Source organism: Streptomyces sp. NPDC001980 (assembly GCF_040296885.1).
Lineage (GTDB): Bacteria > Actinomycetota > Actinomycetes > Streptomycetales > Streptomycetaceae > Streptomyces.
This window is the reverse complement of record NZ_JBEOYD010000005.1, coordinates 370,664-390,935: the sequence shown is the minus strand read 5'-3', so window position 1 is coordinate 390,935 and position 20,272 is coordinate 370,664. Positions and strand designations below refer to the sequence as shown.

Below are 20,272 nucleotides of genomic sequence, written 5' to 3'. Positions count from 1 at the left end.
GGCCCCCTCCCTCGTTCCGGATCAGATCCTTGCTGTCACTTGTGAGCCTACGTGACAGCACTGACATCGGGAGAGGCCTGATACCACGAGGTACGACGCGGCCGCGTCGTAGGATCCTATGATCCTGTCGACGCGGCCAGTCGTACGAAGCTCAGTGCGCTCCGGTGCCGGTCAAGGACCGCACTTCGAGTTCCGCGTACTTGGCGGCGTCCGGGGCCTCCTTGGACAGCAGAGTGCCCACGACGCCGAGGAGGAATCCGACCGGGATCGAGATGATGCCCGGGTTCTCCAGCGGGAACCAGTGGAAGTCGACGCCCGGGAACATCGACGTCTCCTTGCCGGACACCACCGGCGAGAACAGCACCAGGCCGACCGCGGTGACCAGGCCGCCGTAGATCGACCAGAGGGCTCCGGCGGTGGTGAACCGCTTCCAGAAGAGGCTGTAGAGGATGGTCGGCAGGTTGGCGGAGGCGGCGACCGCGAAGGCCAGGGCGACCAGGCCGGCGACGTTCAGGTCGCGGGCGAGGGCGCCGAGGAGGATGGAGACGGCGCCGATGCCGACGGTGGCGTACCGGGCCGCGTTGATCTCCTGCTTCTCGGTGGCCTGGCCCTTCTTGATGACGTTGGCGTAGATGTCGTGCGCGAAGGACGACGAGGACGCCAGGGTGAGGCCCGCCACCACCGCGAGGATCGTCGCGAAGGCCACCGCCGAGATCGTGGCCAGCAGGATCGCGCCCCAGTTGGAGTCGACGCCGCCCAGGTGGAGGGCGAGGAGGGGGGCCGCGGTGTTGCCGGACTTGTTGGACGCGATGATCTCGTCGGGCTTGATCAGCGCGGCCGCGCCGAAGCCGAGGGCGAGGGTCATCAGGTAGAAGGCGCCGATCAGGCCGATCGCCCAGAACACCGACTTCCGGGCCGCCTTGGCGGTGGGCACGGTGTAGAAGCGGATCAGGATGTGCGGCAGTCCGGCGGTGCCGAGGACCAGGGCGATGCCGAGGGAGAGGAAGTCCAGCTTGCTGGTGCCGGTGGCGCCGTACTTCAGGCCGGGCTCCAGGAAGGCGGCGCCCTTGCCGCTGTTGTCGGCGGCCTTGCCGAGCAGGTCGGAGACGTTGAAGTGGAACTTGGCCAGGACCATGAAGGTCAGCAGCAGGGCGCCCGCGATGAGCAGCACGGCCTTGACCATCTGGACCCAGGTGGTGCCCTTCATGCCGCCGATGGTGACGTAGACGATCATCAGGACGCCGACCAGGGCGACGATGGCGATCTTGCCGCCGTCGCTGGTGATGCCGAGGAGGAGGGAGACGAGGACGCCCGCTCCCGCCATCTGGGCCAGCAGGTAGAAGATCGAGACGACGATCGTCGAGGTGCCGGCGGCGGTGCGGACCGGGCGCTGGCGCATGCGGTAGGCCAGCACGTCGCCCATGGTGTAGCGGCCGGAGTTGCGCAGCGGCTCGGCGACCAGGAGCAGGGCGACGAGCCAGGCGACCAGGAAGCCGATGGAGTACAGGAAGCCGTCGTAGCCGAACAGGGCGATGGCGCCGGCGATGCCGAGGAAGGACGCGGCGGACATGTAGTCGCCGGAGACCGCGAGGCCGTTCTGGAAGCCGGTGAACTGGCGGCCGCCCGCGTAGAAGTCGGCGGCGTCCTTGGTCTGGCGGCCCGCCCAGACGGTGATGACGAGGGTCGCGGCGACGAACACCGCGAACAGGGTGATGATCAGCGTCCGGTGCTCACTGGCCTCACCGGCCGCCAGCGTGATCGCGGGGCTCATGCGCCGCCCTCCATCCGGGACTTGATGGCCTCGGCCTTGGGGTCGAGCTTGGCGGCGGCGTGCCGGGCGTACCACCAGGCGATGAGGAACGTGGTGAGGAACTGGGCGAGGCCGAGGACCAGGGCCACGTTGATGTTGCCGACGACCTTGGTGCCCATGAAGTCGTCCGCGTAGCTGGAGAGCAGGACGTACAGCAGGTACCAGGCGATGAAGGCGAAGGTCAGCGGGAAGGCGAAGGAGCGGTAGGAGTGCCGCAGTTCGGCGAACTCCGGACTCTGCTGCACCTCGGCGAACTCCTCGCCGGAGGGGTGCCGGGTCTGCGTTTTCGAGGGCGGTGGTGTCTCGGTAGCCACGGAGTCTCCTCGCGATACGGACATGCGGATTCTGACCTCACAGACATGTGGACCACACACGCGGAGTCGTGATGTGACTCCGGTGCGTGATTCCGACAGGGGGCCTCGATCCTGCTGTGGCTCCCTCCTCAAGGTCACGGCGCCACGCGTGGGCAGGTTCAACTCGCCCGAGTTCTTTCGGAAGTCGTCGGCGCAAGTCACCTCCGGTCATTGCTGGCCGGTGAGTGCGGGAGATAGCTTCGGCCCTGCACCACCCGTCATGTACCTGCCCAAGCGCCACTCGCGTCCTGGGCGGGCCCGTTTCGGTTGATGTCTTTCGGCTGATGTTCCGGATGATGTGGAGACCCCATGGCTCATCTGCGTTCCAGACCCGGGCTGGCGCTCGCCGTCCCGGTCGTCCTGTCGCTGACCGCCTCGCTCGGCCTGGTGCCGGCGGTGGCTTCCGCGGCCCCGCTGGCCACGCGGGCCGCACAGTCGGCGGACGGGCCGAACCTGGCCTACGTCGTCAACACCAGGACGGACCATCGCACCATCGAGTCGGTGCAGCGGGCGGTCACCCGCAACGGCGGCACGATCATCGCGACGTACGACAAGATCGGCGTGATCGTCGTGCACTCGGCGAACCCGGAGTTCGGCACGGCTTTGCGCGCGGTGCGCGGGGTGCAGTCGGCCGGCGCCACCCGGACGGCCGCGCTGAGCGCGGCGGGGACCACGGACGAGGGTGCCGTACAGGTCCTGTCGAAGGCGGCGGCCGCGAAGGCCGAGCAGCGGGCGACCGCGGGCCAGGAGCCCCTTGAGGCCGACCAGTGGGACCTGCGGACGATCGGTGCCGACAAGGCCGCCGCGATCAACCCGGGGAGCCGCTCGGTGACGGTCGGCATCATCGACACCGGCGTCGACGACACCCACCCGGACATCGCCCCGAACTTCTCCGCCGCGCAGTCCGCCAACTGCGTGAGCGGCAAGGCGGACACGACGTACGGCGCCTGGCGGCCGGCGGACGCCGCCCACTACCACGGCACCCATGTCGCCGGTGAGATAGCCGCCGCCCGCAACGGGATCGGCGTGGCCGGCGTGGCACCCGGCGTGAAGGTCGCGAGCATCACCGTGGCTCAGCCCGACTCGACGCAACTGTTCTACCCGGAGAGCGTCGTCTGCGCCTTCGTCTTCGCCGCCGACCACGGCATCGAGATCACCAACAACAGCTACTACGTCGATCCATGGCTGTACAACTGCATGGACGACCCCGATCAACGTGCCATCGTTGACGCGGTCAACAAGGCGCAGCTGTACGCCCAACGCAAGGGCACTCTCAATGTGGCCTCGGCGGGGAACTCCAACGACGACCTCGACTCGCACGCCCTCACGGACGACTCCAGCCCGGACGACTCGACGGCCACCGCCCGGACGGTCGACCCGCACGAGTGCTTCGACGTCCCGACCCAGCTGCCCGGTGTGGTCACCGTGAGCGCGGTAGGCGTCGACAACACGAAGTCGTACTACTCCAGCTACGGCCAGGGCGTCATCGACGTGGCGGGCCCGGGCGGCGACAAGTACCAGATCCCGGACACGCCGTCGAAGAACGGCCGCGTCCTGTCCACCCTGCCGAACGACCAGTACGGCTTCCTCCAGGGCACCTCGATGGCGTCCCCGCACGTGGCCGCCGTGGCCGCGCTGCTGAAGTCGACGCACCCGCACGCCACTCCGGCCCAGCTGCTGGCCCTCTTGAAGGCCGAGGCGGACAACCCGGGCTGCCCGGCCGGCCCGTACGACGGGGACGGCGACGGCGTCGTCGACGCCACCTGTGTGGGCGGCAAGCACGTCAACGGCTTCTACGGCTCCGGTGTCGTCGACGCGCTCCGCGCGGTCAAGTAGTCACCGCAGAGCAGGACCTCCCGCACGGCATGCCCGTTCCGCGAACGAACTGGAGACCTCAGATGACCGCGCCCCAGCAGCGCTACCGTCGCGTCCTCGCCCTCCCGCTCGGCATGGCCATGGCCACGGCCCTCGCCTTCCTGCCCAACGTCTCGGCGTCCGCAGCCGACACCGGCACGTCCGCGGCCGCCTCCGCGGCCGCTGCCAGTGACCCGACGTCCCTCAGCTACGTCGTCAACGTCCGTCCCGGACACCGCACTTCCGAACGCGTCCAGAAGGCGATCGAGCAGGCCGGCGGTTCGGTGGTGATCGCGTACGACGAGATCGGTGTGATCGTCGTCCATTCGTCGAACGCCGACTTCGCCAAGATCATCCGCAAGGTGCCCGGCGTCGACTCGGCCGGGAACACCCGCAACGCGCCGCTGCCCGCCCAGTCGACCACCGACGTCGGCACACCCGAGGTGCTGACCTCCGAGCAGGTCTCGGCGGCGGACGCACAGGCGACCGACGGGCAGGACCCGCTGGAGCCGCTGCAGTGGGACCTGCCGGCCATCAAGGCGGACAAGGCGCACGAGAAGACCCTGGGCAGTTCGAAGGTCACCGTCGCCGTCATCGACACGGGCGTCGACGACACCCACCCGGACATCGCTCCCAACTTCTCCGCCGCGCAGTCCACCAACTGCGTCACGGGCAAGCCGGACACGACCTACGGCGCCTGGCGGCCCACCGCCGCCGAGAGCCCGCACGGCACGCACGTGGCGGGCGAGATCGCCGGGGCCAAGAACGGGATCGGCATCACCGGCGTGGCGCCGGGCGTCAAGGTGGCCGGCATCAAGGTCGCCACCACTGCCGGGTACTTCTACACCGAGGCCGTGGTCTGCGGCTTCGTCTGGGCGGCCGAGCACCACATCGACGTCACCAACAACAGCTATTACACCGACCCCTGGTACTTCAACTGCACCGACGACCCGGACCAGAAGGCGCTCGTCGACGCCATCACCCGGGCCTCGCAGTTCGCGGAGCGGAAGGGCACGGTCAACGTCGCGGCGGCCGGCAACGAGAGCTACGACCTGGCCTCCCACTCGATCACCGACCCGGTCTCGCCGAACGACGGCACGCCCGTCGACCGGGTGATCGACCCGCACAAGTGCTTCGACATACCGACCCAGCTGCCGGGCGTCGTCACGGTCGCGGCCACCGGCGCGAAGGGCCTCAAGTCGTCGTTCTCCAACTACGGCCTCGGGGTCATCGACATCGCCGCGCCCGGCGGCGACTCCACGGCCTACCAGGCGCCGGAACCCCCAGCGACCAGCGGCCTGATCCTGGGCCCACTGCCGGGCGGCAAGTGGGGCTACATGGCCGGCACGTCGATGGCGACCCCGCACGTCGTCGGCGTCGCCGCATTGATCAAGTCAACCCATCCGCACGCCTCCGCCGCCCTGGTGAAGGCCCTGTTGTACGCCGAGGCGACCGCCACGCCGTGCACCGACCCGTACGACATCAACGGAGACGGCAAGATCGACGCGGTGTGCGAGGGCTCCAAGAACCACAACGGCTTCTACGGCTGGGGCACGGCCGACGCACTGGCGGCGGTGACCAGGTAGCTCTGGAGTACATATATTGATCCAGTCAATAATGCATAGTACAGTCATGACTGGAATCAAGTACGCGTGGTCCGCGCTGGGCGGTGATCCGTCGCTGCCCGCGCGGGTCACGACCGTGACGCGCACGGGCACGCTCCCGGCGCACCTTCCGGTGCGGCAGCTCGCCCGCGCCTGCGTCGGCGTGTGCGCGCTGGCCGCCGCCGAGCTGGGGGCACGGCGGACCGGGGCCGCGGAGGTGCCCCGGGTCCGGGTGGACGACGGGGCCGTGGCGACGGCGTTCACCAGCGAGCGGCACCTGCTGGTCGACGGGCGGGCGCCGGTGCAGTTCGCCCCGCTGTCCCGGTTCTGGCGTGCGGCGGGCGGGTGGGTGCGTACGCACGCCAACTACCCCCACCACGGAGCTCGGTTGCTGAGCGCGCTCGGCCTGCCGGAGAACGCCTCTCCGGAGGAGGTCGCGGCCAGGATCGCCGCGCGGCCCGCGCTGGAGGTGGAGGACGCGGTCTACGCCGTCGGCGGACTCGCTGTGGCGCTGCGCTCGCCCGGGGAGTGGGCCGGGCACGAGCAGGCGGTCGCGGTGGCCGCGCGCCCCCTCGTCGAGCGGGGCCGCCTGGACACGGCGCACGCGCGCGTGCTCCCGCCGCTCGACGCCGACGCCACTCCCCTGCTGCCCGCCGCCGGGCTGCGCGTCCTGGACCTGACCCGGGTCCTCGCCGGCCCGGTCGCCACCCGCACCCTCGGGCTGCTGGGCGCGGACGTGCTGCGCCTGGACGCGCCGTGGCTGCCCGAACTCCCCGACCAACACGCCGACACGGGCTTCGGGAAGCGCTCGGCGACGCTCGACCTGACGACGGACCGGGCGGGCTTCGAGGAGCTGCTGGCCTCGGCGGACGTCGTGGTCACCGGCTACCGGCCGGGCGCCCTGGACCGGTTCGGGCTCTCCCCCGAGGCACTGGCCGAGCGGCGGCCGGGGCTGGTCGTGGCCCAGGTGTCGGCGTGGGGCGCGTACGGGCCGTGGGGCGGGCGGCGCGGCTTCGACAGCCTGGTGCAGGTCGCCACCGGCATCGCGGAGATCGAGGGTGAGCCGGACCGGCCGGGCGCGCTGCCCGCGCAGGCGTTGGACCACGGCACCGGCTATCTGCTGGCGGCCGGTGTGTTGCGGGCGCTGACCGAGCAGTCACGCGACGGCGGCAGCAGGTTCGTACGGCTGGCCCTCGCGCGGACCGCACGGTGGCTCATGGCGGAGATCGAGGAGGAGAAGGCCGGGATGGAGTCCGGACCGGAGGGCGGCGAGCCGTACGAGGGGCCGGACGCCTGGCTCGCCGAGACGGACAGCGCGCTGGGGCGGTTGCGGTACGCGCGTCCGCCGTTGTCCTTCGCCGGCGGCCCGGCCGACTGGGCGCGGCCGCCGGTGCCGTGGGGGGCGGATACGGCCCGTTGGGCACAGCCGCCCGGGCCTGAGGTGCGGCCGGACCCGGCTCGCCGGGCGTGAGCGCGCGCCCCAGGGTGGCCGGAAACGTACGAATGGGTGGTATGCCGTTCCGTCAGCTGTTTTCCTGTACTTGCCCGCTTCTGTCATGGCCGGTGGAGATCAGGGGGGCCGTTGACACGATCGACCGCCGAGGTGGCCGCGAGCGGCCCCGCGAGACGCCCGGGGACCTGGCGGGCCGTCGCCGTCCTGGTGCTGGCGGCGGTGGCCGCGCTGGTACCGCTGCTCGGGCCGTCCGTCGCGCTGCGGGGCACCGGGGAGGCCGCGGCGCCCGGGGTGGGCGGTATCGCCCTGCTGCGCGGCGTGCTGTTCGCCGCCCTGTGCGTGCCCGCGGGTGAGCTGTTCGTGGACCGGCTGGCCCGTCGGCTGCCGGACGCGCCGCCCGAACGGCCGTCCGGCTGGGCGGTGTTCGCGGCCGGCGCCGGTTTCGTCGCCGCGCTGGGGCTCGCGTCGGTCGTGTCGACGGGCAACCTGGTGCCGCGCTCGCTCGCCGACATCGACGTGGGCGGCCTGTACCAGTCGCGCGACGGCAAGCTGGCGCTGATCGAGGTCAACGCCTTTCTGCTGGCCGGCCTGTGCGCCCGCTCGCGCCGCCCGGCGGCCCAGGTGTGGCCGCTGGCGGCGGTGGCCGTCGCCGAGGCGCTGCGCGCCCATCCCGCGCCCGAGCCCAACCCGCTGCTCGGCTCCGCGCTGACCCTGGTGCATCTGACGTGCGCGACGCTCTGGGTGGGCGGTCTGCTGCACGCGCTGCGCATGCTGCGCCGGTGGCACGGCCGGGAGGCCGGGGCTGCGCTGCTCGGCCTCTACGCGCGCGTGGCGGCCGTACTGCTCGCGGCCATCACCGCGACGGGCGTGTGGAGTTCGCTGCGGCGGATGCCCCTGGACACGGTCCTGGACCAACTGACGACGACGGCGTACGGGCGCACCCTGCTGGCCAAGGTGATCCTCGTCGCCGCCGTCGCCGTGCTCGCGCTGTGGGCCCGGTTCCGGCTGCGCCGGGCGGCCGATCCGCTGACCGCTTACGTACCCGCGCGGGCCGAGGTGGCCGTGCTGGGGGTGGTGGTCGCGGTGTCGGGGGTACTGACGGCGCTGCCGCTGCCGATCAGGTGGACTTGATCAACACGGCCCTCCGATCAACATGGTCAACGACACCCGTCGTTCATGGATTCAGCCGTTCGTGACGAGCACCTTCAGCGCGGTGCGCTCGTCCATCGCCTTGTAGCCGCCGGGCACGCCCTCGATGCCGACGGTGAGGTCGAAGACCGGCGACGGGTCGATCGTGCCGTCGAGGACGTCGGGCAGCAGGTCGGGGATGTAGGCGCGGACCGGGGCGACACCGCCGCGCAGGGCGATGTTCCGGTCGAACATGACGCCGAGGTCCAGGCCAGTGCCGCTGCCGTGCGGGACGCCGACGAAGCCGATCGCGCCGCCGTCACGGGTGATCTCGACGGCCGTCCGCATGGACTGCTCGGTGCCCACGGCCTCGACGACGGCGTGCGCGCCCTGACCCCGGGTGAGTGCGCGTACGGCGTCCACGGCCGCGTCCCCGCGTTCGGCGACGACGTCGGTGGCGCCGAAGCGGCGCGCGATGTCGGTGCGCACCTCGTGCCGGCCCAGCGCGATGATCCGCTCGGCGCCCAGCCGCTTGGCGGCCAGCACGGCGCACAGGCCGACCGCGCCGTCCCCGACGACGGCGACCGTGGCGCCGGGCCGGGCGCCCGCGCCGAGGGCCGCGTGGTGGCCGGTGCCGAGCACGTCGGAGAGGGTCAGCAGGGCGGAGAGCAGGTGGTCGTCGGAGGCGGCGTCCTTGGGCAGCTGGACCAGGGTGCCGTCGGCGAACGGGACCCGCACGGCCTCGCCCTGGCCGCCGTCGTACCCGACGGCGCCCCAGAAGCCGCCGTGCTCGCAGGACGTGGTCAGGCCCTCGCGGCAGTAGTCGCAGACGCCGTCGGACCACATGAAGGGGGCGACCACGAGGTCGCCGCGCCGCACGGTGCCCACCTCGGAGCCGGTCTCCTCGACCACGCCGAGGAACTCGTGCCCGATGCGCTGCCCCGGCTGCCGGGCCGCCTCGCCGCGGTACGCCCACAGGTCGCTGCCGCAGATGCAGGCGCGCAGCACCCGTACGACGGCGTCGGTGGGCAGCTGCACCACGGGCTCGGGCACGTCCTCCACGCGCATGTCGAACGGGGCGTGGATGGTGGTGGCGCGCATGGCGAGGGTCCCTCTCGTGCAGTGGCGTGGGTGCGCTCAGGGGGTGGTCGAGCGCACTTCACGGTACGCCGTGGCCGGTGCGGGGCGCGCGTCGAGGGTGCCGCGGACCAGCAGGAACTGTGCCGCCGCGTAGGTGAGCATGATCCAGAGGTCGGGTCGTGGCAGCTGCGGCCAGTCGGCGACGCCGGTCGCGATCAGCGTGTCGGAGAGCATGAAGAGCGCGCCGCCGATCCCGGCGAGAGGGCCGAGCCGGGTGGCGGCGGTGTACGCCATGGCGGTGAGCAGGGTGCTGTAGCCGGCCACGGGGACGCGCAGGCCGGTGGGCAGGTCGGGCCAGAGCAGGGCGACCAGGGTGACGAGGGCGGCGGCGTAGGCGAGGGCGAGCAGACGCGCACGCGCGTGTGGCGGGCCCTGGCGGCGGAAGAGGACGAGATAGCAGACGTGTCCGGCGGCGAAGGAGGCCATGCCCGCCATGAAGGCGGGGTCGGCGTCGGAGAGGAGCAGGACGTCGCCGCCCCAGCCGCACAGCAGGGCGGCGACCAGGAGCCGCGGGGCGCCCGCGCGGGCGGCGGACGCCGCGAGCAGGGGCATCAGGAGCACCTTGGCGACGACATGCCCGGTGCGGAAGCCGACGGCCAGGCAGGCGAGGTCGAGGACGACGGCGAGGGCGAAGGCGGCGAGCAGCTCCCGGGACGCTCTCACGCGGCCACGGACTCCTCGGCCTGCTCCACGGCGGGCGCCGGCGCCCAGCCGGGTCCCCGGAACACCCGCCCGGCCCGCTCCCGCCAACTGCGCGCGGCCCTGATGTCCTTGGCGATGGCGACGTACTCGTGGGTGGCCACCTTGACGGGGTTGAACGTGTTGATGTTCTTGGTCAACCCGTACACGGGCCGTTCGACCTCCGGCACCCAGGACCCGAACAGCCGGTCCCAGACGATCAGGATCCCGCCGAAGTTGCGGTCCAGGTAGCCGCCCTGGGAGGCGTGGTGCACGCGGTGATGGGACGGCGTGTTGAACACGAACTCGAACCAGCGGGGCATCTTGTCGATGCGTTCGGTGTGGATCCAGAACTGGTAGACGAGGTTGGCGGAGGAGCAGAAGGCGAGCGCGGCCGGGTGCACCCCCACGGCCACCAGCGGGACGTAGAACGGCCAGACGGTCAGCGAGGTCCAGGGCTGGCGCAGCGCGGTGGAGAGGTTGAACTTCTTGCTGGAGTGGTGGACGACGTGGCAGGCCCACAGGATGCGGATGACGTGGTGGCCGCGGTGGGACCAGTAGTAGAAGAAGTCCTGCGCGAGCAGCATCAGCGGGACCGTCCACCACAGGACGGGGACACGCAGTGGGGTCAGTTCGTATATCGCCATGTAGATCATGACGATCGGGATCTTCCACACGAAGTCGAAGACGAGCGACCCCAGCCCCATGCCGATGCTCGTGGCCGCGTCCTTGGCCTGGTACCCGGCGGCATCGTCGTCGGGATGGATGCGGTAGCTGATCACCTCGATCACGGTGAGCAGCACGAAGGCGGGTATCGACCACAGCACGACATCGGGCAGGTTCGGCATGTGGGCACCGTAGAACCGCCGGCCGGCCGCGGCTAGACGTTGTTACCCACAAGTATGACCGGTGGTATGCGCTTGCTTGTTGGCGATCTCCGCCAACGGGCTAGACCCCGATCGCTCCCAGCAGCCTCCCCGCCGCATAGGTGACCCCCATGGCCAGCGCCCCGCCCAGGACGTTCCGGAGCACCGCCGGGCCCACCGCGGCCGCTCCCAGGCGTGCGCTGGCCCAGCCGGTCAGGACCAGCGCCGCCAGTACCGAGCACACCGTCACCGGGAGCCGCCAGTCGGAGGGCGGCAGGACGATCGCGAGCAGCGGGAGCAGCGCCCCCACCGTGAACGCCAGGAAACTGGCGAGGGCCGCGTTCCAGGGGTTGGTCAGCTGGTCGGGGTCGATGCCCAGTTCCACGCTCGCGTGGGCCTTCAGGGCGTCGCGTTCCGTCAGCTGGACCGCCGCCTCGCCGGCCACCTCCCGGGACAGGCCGCGGCGCTCCAGCAGTTCGGTCAGTTCCTCCAGTTCCGCCTCGGGCTGCTCCTTCAGCTCACGCTTCTCCTGCGCCAGTGCGGCGAGTTCGGAGTCGCGCTGGGTGGACACCGAGACGTACTCCCCCGCCGCCATCGACATGGATCCGGCGAGCAGGCCGGCCAGGCCCGCCGTCAGCAGGGCGCCCCGGTCGGCGGTGGCGCCCGCGACGCCGACGACGATGCCCGCCGTCGACACGATGCCGTCGTTCGCGCCCAGTACGGCCGCCCGCAGCCAGTTCAGCCGGGAGCCGAGCGCTCCCCCGTGGGCCTCGTTGTCGTGCGTAGGTTCGGTCACAGCAGGGAGGATCGCACCCCGGGGGCCACGGGCGCCGTACCGACGTCACCAGACCCGTACCGAGGCGCCCCGCGCGAACACCGGGCTCGTCGCGTCCGCCGGCGGGTCCGGCAGCGGCTCGGCGATCTCCGCCACCGTCGGTCCCACCTTCGCCGCGATCGGGTCCAGGAGGTCCAGGTCGAAGCCGTACACGCGGGCCGCGTTGCCGCCGAGCATCGCCGCGAGCTCGTCGCGCGGGACGCCGGCGAAGGCGAAGCGCAGGCCCTCCCTGGTGTACGGGTACGTCCCCTCGTCGTGCGGGTAGTCGCTGCCCCACATGATCTTGTCCAGGCCGATGCGGTCGCGCAGCGGCACCTCGTGCGGGCGCATGAAGCTGGCGCCGACGAAGCAGTTCTCGTGCCACACCTCGGAGGGCGGCCTGCCCATCGCCGCCGCGAGGCCCACCCCGAACTTCGCCTCCGCGGTCGTCGCCTGCGCCGCCGCCAGCAGGCGGCCGTGGTAGTAGTCCAGCATGGCCAGGACCCCGGGGATCCAGCCGGAACCCTGTTCGGTCAGGACCAGTTTCAGGTCCGGGTGGCGGCGGAAGGCGCCGCCGAAGACCAGGTGCCAGAGCGCGCGGTGCGAGAACCAGGTCGTCTCGACCATGAAGACCGCGCGGGCGGCCGGTTCGTCGCCGAGCGGCGGGGAGGCGGAACCCGCGTGGTGGTTGACGGGGACGCCGAGTTCCGCGCAGACGGCCCAGATCGGGTCGTACACGCGCGCGTGCAGTTCGGGAAGGCCCGAGCCGGGCGGGGTGCCCGGGAGCATCAGACCGCCTTTCAGGCCTGCCCCGGCCGCCCGGCGGATCTCCTTCACGGCCTCCTCGACGTCGTTGAGGAGGATCTGGAAGACGCCCGCCCGGCGCCCCGGTGCGGCGGCGCAGAAGTCGGCCAGCCAGCGGTTGTGGGCGCGCAGGCCGGCCCAGCGCCGCTCGAACTCCGCCGCGGTCGGCGCGGGGGCCATGAGCGAGCCGGACGGGAAGAACGGCGGGATGGTGTTCGGGAAGATCACCTCCGCGACGATCCCGTCCTCCTCCAGCTCCGCGAGCCGCCGCGCGGAGTTCCAGTTCCGGTCCGCCGAGTCGGCGAGCAGGTCCTCGTACGGGTTGACGTAGGTCGCTGCCCACCCGTCGAAGTCGTCGTGGTGGCGCTTCTCCAGGTAGGGGCGGTAGTCGAGGAGGTCGGCCCCCGCATGGCAGTCGGCCGAGATCACCGTGTAGCGGTCGTCGCTCACGACGTCACCCCCAGAACTGGGAAGTCGTTGTCGGTCAGCCAGTGGCGGCCCACCTCGCGCGAGCGGGCCCAGGACGCCTGCACCGCCGCCTGGTCGGCCGGCTGGCCGAGGTCGGACGGGGTGGGGCCGATACGTCGGGCGAGCGGCGTCAGGCGGTCCACGTCGAAGCCGAAGGCCTCGGCCGCCGCGAGGCCGAGCATCCGGCGGGTCTCGGTCACCGGGATGTCGTGGAAGGTGCGGCGCAGCCACGCGCGCGTGTCGGGCCAGGTGCCCTCGGGGTGCGGGAAGTCGCTGCCCCAGAGGATGTTGTCGACGCCGATCTCGTAGCGCTGGGCGAGTTCCCGGCGCTTGGTGTTGGTGGCGCAGACGAAGACCTGCCGGTCCAGGTACTCGTGCGGCGGGCGGGTCAGCTCCTCGAAGGGGGAGAGTTTCTTGCCGCCGTGCGCGCCGAGGTAGAGGCGGTCCATGAACCACAGCAGGTTCGGCAGCCACCAGCAGCCCGACTCGGCGACGCCGAACCGCAGTCCGGGATGGCGTTCGAAGACGCCGGACCAGAGCAGGAACCACAGCGGGCGGGCCGGCCACCACGTGACCTCGCTGACGTAGATGCCGAGATGGTCGCCGTACTCGTGGCGCGGGGCCGCACCGGAGTGGGTGAGGACCGGCATCCCGCACTCGGCCGCCGCGGCCCAGACCGGGTCGTAACGGCGGTCGTGGTACGGCTCCTTGTCGACCCACATGGCGGGGATCATCAGGGCGCCGAGGCCGGACTCCTTCGCCCGGTACACCTCGGCGACCACCCGGTCCGTCGGGGCCGTGACCGGCAAGAGGGCCACCCCGCAGTGCCGTTCGGGGTGCTCGGACACGAAGTCGGCCAGCCAGCGGTTGTGGGCCTGGGCGCCCGCCATGCCCAGCTCCGGGTCGTGGTCCCCGGACAGGCCGAGGCCGACCCCGAAGGGCGCGGCGGTCCGGCTGTCGACCGCGTCGGCGTCCGGGAAGACCACCTCGGCGGCCACCCCGTCGCCGTCCAGCTCCTTCACGCGCTGGGCGGCGTCCCAGCCCCCGCGCAGCCCCTCCTCGTTGTCCTGGAACCACTTGGCCGCGAACGCCTCGTTGCGGATGCCGAGCCGGGTCATCTCCTCCCGGCGGCGCTCCCGCCCGGCGAGGAACTCGTCGAAGTCCCGGTGGAACCGGGCGTCCAGATAGGGCCGGTACTCCTCGGTGGGCAGCCCGGCGTGGCAGTCGGAGGAGATGATCAGGTATGGGTCGTCGTACGCGGTCACCACTGCCCCCTGTTCAGTCCAGGATGAAGCTTTCGAGGTACGAGGGGTTCGTCCGGTCCAGCATCGAGCGCGCCCGCGCCCGGATCTGGGCGTCGCTGTGCCCGCTCTCCGGGAGCAGCCAGAAGCGGTCCGCGCGGATGCCCGCCACGACGAAGTCGGCGACCTCCTCGACGGGCGTGAAGGCGACCTCCTTGCCCGCCGCGCGCATCGCCGTCTCCCACTGGTCGAGGCTGCGGTACGGCGTCCGGCGCGGCCGTTCCTTGGCATAGCGGTCCGGGCGGTTGCGGTGCGACTCCCACAGGCCCGTGCGCAGCATGTGCGGCCCCGGGAAGAGCACCGAGGCGCCCACGCGCGCGTGCTCCGCCCTGAGATGGGCGTACAGGGACTCGGTCATCGTGACGACGGCCGCCTTCGTGACCGCGTACACGGAGGCCGTGGGCAGCGGGGCGATACCGCCGTCACCGGAGGATGTATTGACCACATGACCGGGTTGACCCGACTTGATCATCCTGGGCAGGAAAGCCTGTACACCGTTGAAAACACCCCACACATTGACCTCGAACGCCCACTTCCAGTCGTTCGGTTCGTGCTCCCACATGCGGCCCTCGGCGCCCGAGCCGACCCCGGCGTTGTTGCACAGGACGTGCACCGCGCCGTAGGTGTCGTAGGCCGACTCGGCCAGCTCCAGGACCTGTTCGCGGACGCCGACGTCGACCACGCACGCGTGGGCGTCGGCGCCCTCCGCGCGCAGACCGTCGGCGGCCTTCTCCAGGGCGGCCGGCTCCACGTCGGCGAGGACCACCTTCAGCCCCTCGGCGGCGAACCTCCTGGCCATCGCGAGCCCGATCCCGCTCGCCGCGCCGGTGACGACGGCGACCTGTCCGGCACGGAGTTCCATCAGGCCTCGCTCCCTTCGCGCTCCTCCGGCGGCGCGTCGTGGATCTGGCGCGGGTCGTCGTAGCGCTGGTGGACGTACGGCAACAGGGCCTGCGCGTCAACCCGTTCGGCGACCCGGCCGCGCTGGCCGCTGGTCTTCTCGCCGAGGGTGAGGTCCAGCAGGCGCAGCACCGGCAGGTCGGCGACCGGGTCGTACGCCGACTCACGGAGGATCACCTCCCCGGTGACGCGCTCCAGGCGGCGGACCTTCTCCTCGCGTACGCAGTGCACCAGCAGCGGGTCGCCGTCGAAGCCCGAACCGTCCACCGCCGGGAGGAACTTGAAGTAGAAGTCGGTCTTCGGGGCGGGCTCGGGCAGCGGCAGCGGGCCGTCGGCCGTGCCGCGCACCTCGACGAAGGCGACGCCGTGCCGGGCAAGGGCCGCGCGGACCTGCGAGCCGTCCCGCTCGACGGTCACCTCGCCGAGCTTCTTGGGCTCGCCGAAGACCTCGCGGCCGCCGGTGAGAGCACGCTCGTGGGTCATCGGCATGACCAGCGGGTACCAGCCCTCGACCGTGCCGTGCGCGGCGGCGACCGCGAACGAGCCCGCGCCGAGCGGGTATCCGGGCAGTTCGACCTTGCTGATGCTGACGCGGGCCAGCGGCCGGCCGGTGGGCTTGAGCGGTGGCGGCAGGACGGCCGCGACCGCGTCCGGGTCGGTCTCCCAGACGGCCACCACCCCGGTGGACCAGACGTCCGGGAGCTTCGTGGTGCGCGCGGCCGCGATCTCCGCATCGGTCCGAGCGCCGTACCGTACGCGTGCCATCCGCCGTACCGCCCTTCCGTCGGCCGTCCGTGCTCCGGGCGGGGTGCACGCTTGCACCGGGCGGCGAAAAGGTCCATAGCCACGCGAAGGGCAATCAGGACAAAGTCCACGGCCGTGCGACGGGCCGAGCCGTCGGGACGGGCGAGGCATCAGGAGGACGAAGCGTCAGCAGGACGAGGCGTCAGGGCGGAGGCATCAGGACATTCGAACGGGCGGCTGCGGCGGGCGACCTGACGGACCGGGCTGTCGGTGCGGGCCCGTATCCTCAATGACCATGCTCGAAGACCCTACGACCGCAGTGTCCCCCGGCACCCCGTGGCCGGCCGCGTATCCCAGGGGATACGCCGTCGTCGACGTGGAGACCACCGGACTGGCCCGGGACGACCGGATAATCAGCGCGGCCGTCTACCGGCTGGACGAGCGCGGCGAGGTCGAGGACCACTGGTACACGCTGGTCAACCCCGAGCGCGATCCGGGTCCCGTGTGGATCCACGGCCTGACGAGCGAGGTGCTCGCCGGCGCGCCGCTCTTCACCGACATCGCCGAGGAGTTCTCGGCCCGGCTGGACGGCCGGGTGCTGGTCGCGCACAACGCGGTCTTCGACTGGCAGATGATCGCGCGGGAGTACGCGCGCGCGAAGGCCGAGGCCCCGGTGCGGCAGCGGCTGTGCACGATCGCGCTCGCCAAGGAGCTGGACCTGCCGCTGCCCAACCACAAACTGGAGACCCTGGCGGCGCACTTCGGTGTCGTGCAGCGGCGGGCGCACCACGCGCTGGACGACGCGCGCGTGCTCGCGGAGGCGTTCCGGCCCAGCCTGCGGGCCGCGGCGGCGGGCAACGTACGGCTGCCGCTCCTCGAGTGCCGCCCCCTGACGGAGTGGTCGGACACGCCCCGGATCGGGCCCCAGGCGAGCGGCGGATTCGGCGGCTACCGGCCGAACAGCTGGCGGCCGTCCCGCAGGCGGCCGGCGTGCCCCCACCCGAACCCCGGACGGTACGAGGACGGCAGACCGCTGCAGCAGGGCATGCGGGTGGCGTTCTCCGGGGACACCTCGGTCGAGCGGGAGCTGCTGGAGGACCGGGCCGTCGAGGCCGGTCTGCACGTCTCGACGAGCATCTCGCGGCTCACCAGTCTGCTCGTCACCAACGACCCCGACTCGGGCACGTCGAAGGTCCTCAAGGCCCGCCAGTTCGGGACACCGGTGGTCGACGAGGCGGCCTTCGGGCAGCTGCTGCGGGACGTGGCGCCGGCCACGGAGAAATGACCGCGCGCGGGCCGTACACCCGTCCGCACGGGCCGTACGGACGGGTGATTGCCGTACGACTCGCCCGGCGCCCGCTCGCCCGCGCGCGGCCGACCGCTCACCCTGTGGCGCATGGCGAAATGTGAAGTTTGCGGCAATGACTACGGAATGACCTTCGAGGTGCACGCGCAGGGCGCGGTCCATGTCTTCGACTGCTTCTCCTGTGCGATCCACCGCATGGCCCCGCTCTGCGAGCACTGCAAGGTCTCGATCATCGGCCAGGGCGTCGAGGCGGACAACCAGTGGTTCTGCGGCGGCCACTGCGCCCGCGAGGCCGGGAAGGCGGGCATCGTCGACCGCGTCTGACCCGGTACCCGCCCGAACGCGCCCCACGACCGAGTTGTACGGTCGTGGGGTGTACCGCTTCCTGTTGACTCGGCAGTGGGTGATCCTCACCCTCATCTCGCTGCTTCTGATCCCGACGATGATCCGGCTGGGGTTCTGGCAGAAGCACCGGTACGAGGAACGCAGCGCCCGCAACCAGCTGGTCGCCGACGCCCTCGGTGCCAAGCCGGTGCCGGTCGAGCAGGTGACCGAGCCGGGGCACGCCGTGACGCGCAAGGAGCGGTACCACACCGTCACCGCGACCGGCACCTTCGACACCGCCGACGAGGTCGTCGTCCGCCGCCGTACCAACTCCGACGACGAGGTCGGCTATCACGTTCTCACCCCCTTCGTCCTGACCGACGGCAAGGTGCTGCTGGTCAACCGGGGCTGGATCCCGTCGGACGGCCCGAGCCAGACCGCCTTCCCCAAGATCCCGGCGCCGCCGGCCGGCAAGGTCACCGTCCAGGGCCGGCTGATGCCCGACGAGACCACCGCGGCGAGCGGCATCAAGGACCTCAAGGGCCTGCCCGCCCGGCAGATCATGCTGATCAACAGCGAGGAGCAGGCCCGCCGGCTCGGCAAGCAGGTGCTCGGCGGCTACATCCAGCAGACGGCGCCCGAGCCCAAGGGCGACACCCCGGAGCAGATCTCCGACCCGGGCAAGGAAGACGCCCCGCTGAACTACGCGTACATGATCCAGTGGTGGCTGTTCGCCGCGGGCGTCCCCTACGGCTTCTTCGTGCTGGCCCGCCGTGAGGCACGCACGCGTGCGGAGGCGGCGGAGAAGGAGACGGCCGCGGAAGCGGAACCGGCCGCCGTCTGAGACCGCCGGGCCGGCCGGTCACGCGGACGGCCTGTCACTCCCCCGGCCCACCCCCTGGTTGGCCCTCCGGCCGGCAGGGAAACCGGCTCCCGTGGACCGACGCATCGAGGACTACGCGCTCATCGGCGACGAGCAGACCGCGGCCCTGGTCGGCCGGGACGGCTCCATCGACTGGCTGTGCCTGCCCCGCTTCGACTCGGCGGCCTGTTTCGCCAGGCTCCTGGGCGACGAGGACCACGGCCACTGGCGGATCGCCCCCGACGGCGCCACGACGTGCACCCGGCGCGGCTACCGGCCCGACACCCTGGTCCTGGACACCGAGTGGGAGACCGCCGAGGGCACGGTCCGCGTCACCGATCTGATGCCCCAGCGCGACCGCGCGCCGGACGTCGTACGCATCGTCGAGGGTGTCAGCGGCCGCGTCACCGTGCGCAGCACGCTCCGGCTCCGCTTCGACTACGGCTCCGTCATCCCGTGGATGCGCCGCTCCGGCGGCCACCGGGTCGCGGTCGCCGGTCCTGACGCGGTGTGGCTGCGCAGCGAACCGTCCGTACGGACCTGGGGCGAGGACTTCGGCACGCACTCGGAGTTCACCGTCGCGGAGGGCGAGCGGGTCGCGTTCGTGCTCACCTGGCACCCTTCGCACCAGCCGCGGCCGCCGCTCGTGGACCCGTACGAGGCGCTGCGGTCCAGCGTGACCGACTGGCGGCGCTGGACCGCCCGCTGCACCTACGACGGCCCGCACCGGGACACGGTCGTGCGCTCCCTGATCACCCTCAAGGCGCTCAGCTACGCGCCGACCGGCGGCATCGTCGCCGCGGCCACCAGCTCGCTGCCCGAGGAGCTGGGCGGGGTGCGCAACTGGGACTACCGGTTCTGCTGGCTGCGCGACTCCACCCTCACCCTCGGCGCCCTGCTCGCCGCCGGCTACCACAAGGAGGCCGAGCGCTGGCGCGACTGGCTGGTGCGCGCGGTCGCCGGCGACCCGGCGGACCTGCAGATCATGTACGGCCTCGCGGGCGAGCGCCGGCTGCCCGAGTTCGAACTGGACTGGCTGCCCGGCTTCGCCGACTCCAGGCCGGTACGCGTCGGCAACAGCGCCGTCGACCAGCTCCAGCTGGACGTGTACGGCGAGGTGATGGACTCGCTGTCGCTGGCGCGCACCGCCGGTCTGCCCACCAAGCCGCACATGTGGGCCATCCAGTGCGCGCTGATGAAGTTCCTGGAGAAGGCCTGGCGGCAGCCGGACGAGGGCCTGTGGGAGGTGCGCGGCGGCCGCCGCCACTTCGTGCACTCCAAGGTGCTGGTGTGGGTGGCCGCGGACCGGGCTGTACAGACCCTGGAGGACCACGCGGAGCTCAAGGGCGAGCTGCTGCGATGGCGCGCGTTGCGCGACGAGGTGCACCGGGAGGTGTGCGAGAAGGGGTACGACCCGAAGCGCAACACCTTCACGCAGTACTACGGCTCGCGCGAACTCGACGCCTCCCTGCTGCTGATCCCGCGCGTCGGCTTCCTGCCGCCGGACGACCCCCGGGTGGTCGGCACGGTGGACGCGATCCGCGACGACCTGGGCCAGAGCGGGTTCCTGCGCCGCTACGACACCGACGCGATCGGCGTCGACGGGATGCCGGGCGGCGAGGGCGCCTTCCTGGCCTGCTCGTTCTGGCTCGCCGACGCGCTGCACATGACGGGCCGCACCGACGAGGCGAAGGAACTGTTCGAACGGCTGGTGGGCCTCGTCAACGACGTGGGACTGCTGTCCGAGGAGTACGACCCGGAGACCGGGCGCCAGCTGGGCAACTTCCCGCAGGCGTTCAGTCACATCGGCCTGGTGAACACCGCCCTCACGCTCTTCGGCGGCGAGCAGGCAGGATAAGGACC

18 protein-coding genes are annotated in these 20,272 nt (G+C 71.7%); 8 read left to right on the top strand and 10 right to left on the bottom strand.

Annotation, left to right across the window (positions count from 1 at the left end; translation table 11 throughout):
* Window positions 1–151: 151 nt before the first annotated feature.
* Window positions 152–1,771 carry a monocarboxylic acid transporter gene (locus ABT137_RS10710; RefSeq protein ID WP_351705696.1) on the bottom strand — a complete coding sequence of 540 codons (1,620 nt, stop codon included), beginning with the start codon at window positions 1,769–1,771 and terminating at the stop codon, window positions 152–154.
* Window positions 1,768–2,124: a DUF485 domain-containing protein gene (locus ABT137_RS10705; RefSeq protein ID WP_351705693.1), complete on the bottom strand. Its 357-nt coding sequence runs from the start codon at window positions 2,122–2,124 to the stop codon at window positions 1,768–1,770. Before ABT137_RS10705 ends, ABT137_RS10710 begins: the two co-directional genes overlap by 4 nt.
* A 348-nt stretch (window positions 2,125–2,472) precedes the next feature.
* Here ABT137_RS10705 and ABT137_RS10700 point away from each other — a divergent pair, with 348 nt between their 5' ends.
* The 4 genes from ABT137_RS10700 (at window position 2,473) to ABT137_RS10685 (ending at window position 8,205) form a co-directional block, all read left to right on the top strand.
* Window positions 2,473–3,999 (top strand): S8 family peptidase, encoded by a 1,527-nt coding sequence (locus ABT137_RS10700; protein ID WP_351705690.1) that lies wholly within the window; start codon window positions 2,473–2,475, stop codon window positions 3,997–3,999.
* A gap of 62 nt (window positions 4,000–4,061) precedes the next feature.
* Window positions 4,062–5,603: a S8 family peptidase gene (locus tag ABT137_RS10695; protein WP_351705687.1), complete on the top strand. Its 1,542-nt coding sequence runs from the start codon at window positions 4,062–4,064 to the stop codon at window positions 5,601–5,603.
* Window positions 5,604–5,649: 46 nt separating this feature from the next.
* On the top strand, window positions 5,650–7,092 hold the full coding sequence (locus ABT137_RS10690; RefSeq protein WP_351705684.1) for a CoA transferase: 1,443 nt from the start codon (window positions 5,650–5,652) through the stop codon (window positions 7,090–7,092).
* A gap of 111 nt (window positions 7,093–7,203) precedes the next feature.
* Window positions 7,204–8,205, top strand: coding sequence for a CopD family protein (locus ABT137_RS10685; RefSeq protein ID WP_351705682.1), 1,002 nt, complete (start codon window positions 7,204–7,206; stop codon window positions 8,203–8,205).
* A gap of 51 nt (window positions 8,206–8,256) precedes the next feature.
* On the opposite strand, the gene ABT137_RS10680 is transcribed toward ABT137_RS10685, so the two are convergent.
* The 8 genes from ABT137_RS10680 to ABT137_RS10645 form a co-directional block, all read right to left on the bottom strand.
* Window positions 8,257–9,303 carry a zinc-dependent alcohol dehydrogenase family protein gene (locus ABT137_RS10680; RefSeq protein WP_351705680.1) on the bottom strand — a complete coding sequence of 349 codons (1,047 nt, stop codon included), beginning with the start codon at window positions 9,301–9,303 and terminating at the stop codon, window positions 8,257–8,259.
* Window positions 9,304–9,339: 36 nt separating this feature from the next.
* Window positions 9,340–10,005, bottom strand: a complete 666-nt coding sequence (locus ABT137_RS10675) for a lysoplasmalogenase (protein ID WP_351705677.1) — start codon at window positions 10,003–10,005, stop codon at window positions 9,340–9,342.
* Window positions 10,002–10,868 (bottom strand): sterol desaturase family protein, encoded by an 867-nt coding sequence (locus ABT137_RS10670; RefSeq protein WP_351705674.1) that lies wholly within the window; start codon window positions 10,866–10,868, stop codon window positions 10,002–10,004. Before ABT137_RS10670 ends, ABT137_RS10675 begins: the two co-directional genes overlap by 4 nt.
* A 100-nt stretch (window positions 10,869–10,968) precedes the next feature.
* Entirely contained in the window at window positions 10,969–11,682 is a 714-nt protein-coding gene (locus ABT137_RS10665) for a VIT1/CCC1 transporter family protein (RefSeq protein ID WP_351705671.1), read from the bottom strand.
* A gap of 45 nt (window positions 11,683–11,727) precedes the next feature.
* Window positions 11,728–12,954, bottom strand: coding sequence for an amidohydrolase family protein (locus tag ABT137_RS10660; RefSeq protein WP_351705668.1), 1,227 nt, complete (start codon window positions 12,952–12,954; stop codon window positions 11,728–11,730).
* Window positions 12,951–14,237, bottom strand: a complete 1,287-nt coding sequence (locus ABT137_RS10655) for an amidohydrolase family protein (protein WP_351705665.1) — start codon at window positions 14,235–14,237, stop codon at window positions 12,951–12,953. Before ABT137_RS10655 ends, ABT137_RS10660 begins: the two co-directional genes overlap by 4 nt.
* A 13-nt stretch (window positions 14,238–14,250) precedes the next feature.
* Window positions 14,251–15,135 (bottom strand): SDR family NAD(P)-dependent oxidoreductase, encoded by an 885-nt coding sequence (locus ABT137_RS10650; protein WP_351705662.1) that lies wholly within the window; start codon window positions 15,133–15,135, stop codon window positions 14,251–14,253.
* A complete protein-coding gene (locus ABT137_RS10645) occupies window positions 15,135–15,938 on the bottom strand; it encodes an acetoacetate decarboxylase family protein (RefSeq protein WP_351705659.1) in 804 nt (267 codons plus the stop codon). The genes ABT137_RS10650 and ABT137_RS10645 overlap by 1 nt, the downstream gene beginning before the upstream one ends.
* A 274-nt stretch (window positions 15,939–16,212) precedes the next feature.
* On the opposite strand from ABT137_RS10645, the gene ABT137_RS10640 reads away from it, so the two are divergent.
* From ABT137_RS10640 to ABT137_RS10625, 4 genes are all read left to right on the top strand, one after another.
* The gene (locus ABT137_RS10640; RefSeq protein ID WP_351705656.1) at window positions 16,213–17,202 is read left to right on the top strand and encodes a DEDDh family exonuclease; all 990 of its coding nucleotides are present in this window, start codon (window positions 16,213–16,215) and stop codon (window positions 17,200–17,202) included.
* A gap of 111 nt (window positions 17,203–17,313) precedes the next feature.
* Window positions 17,314–17,547, top strand: coding sequence for a metallothionein (locus ABT137_RS10635; RefSeq protein WP_351705653.1), 234 nt, complete (start codon window positions 17,314–17,316; stop codon window positions 17,545–17,547).
* Window positions 17,548–17,596: 49 nt separating this feature from the next.
* Window positions 17,597–18,391 carry an SURF1 family cytochrome oxidase biogenesis protein gene (locus ABT137_RS10630; RefSeq protein WP_351705650.1) on the top strand — a complete coding sequence of 265 codons (795 nt, stop codon included), beginning with the start codon at window positions 17,597–17,599 and terminating at the stop codon, window positions 18,389–18,391.
* Between the two features lie 91 nt (window positions 18,392–18,482).
* Window positions 18,483–20,267, top strand: coding sequence for a glycoside hydrolase family 15 protein (locus ABT137_RS10625; RefSeq protein ID WP_351705647.1), 1,785 nt, complete (start codon window positions 18,483–18,485; stop codon window positions 20,265–20,267).
* Window positions 20,268–20,272: the final 5 nt, after the last annotated feature.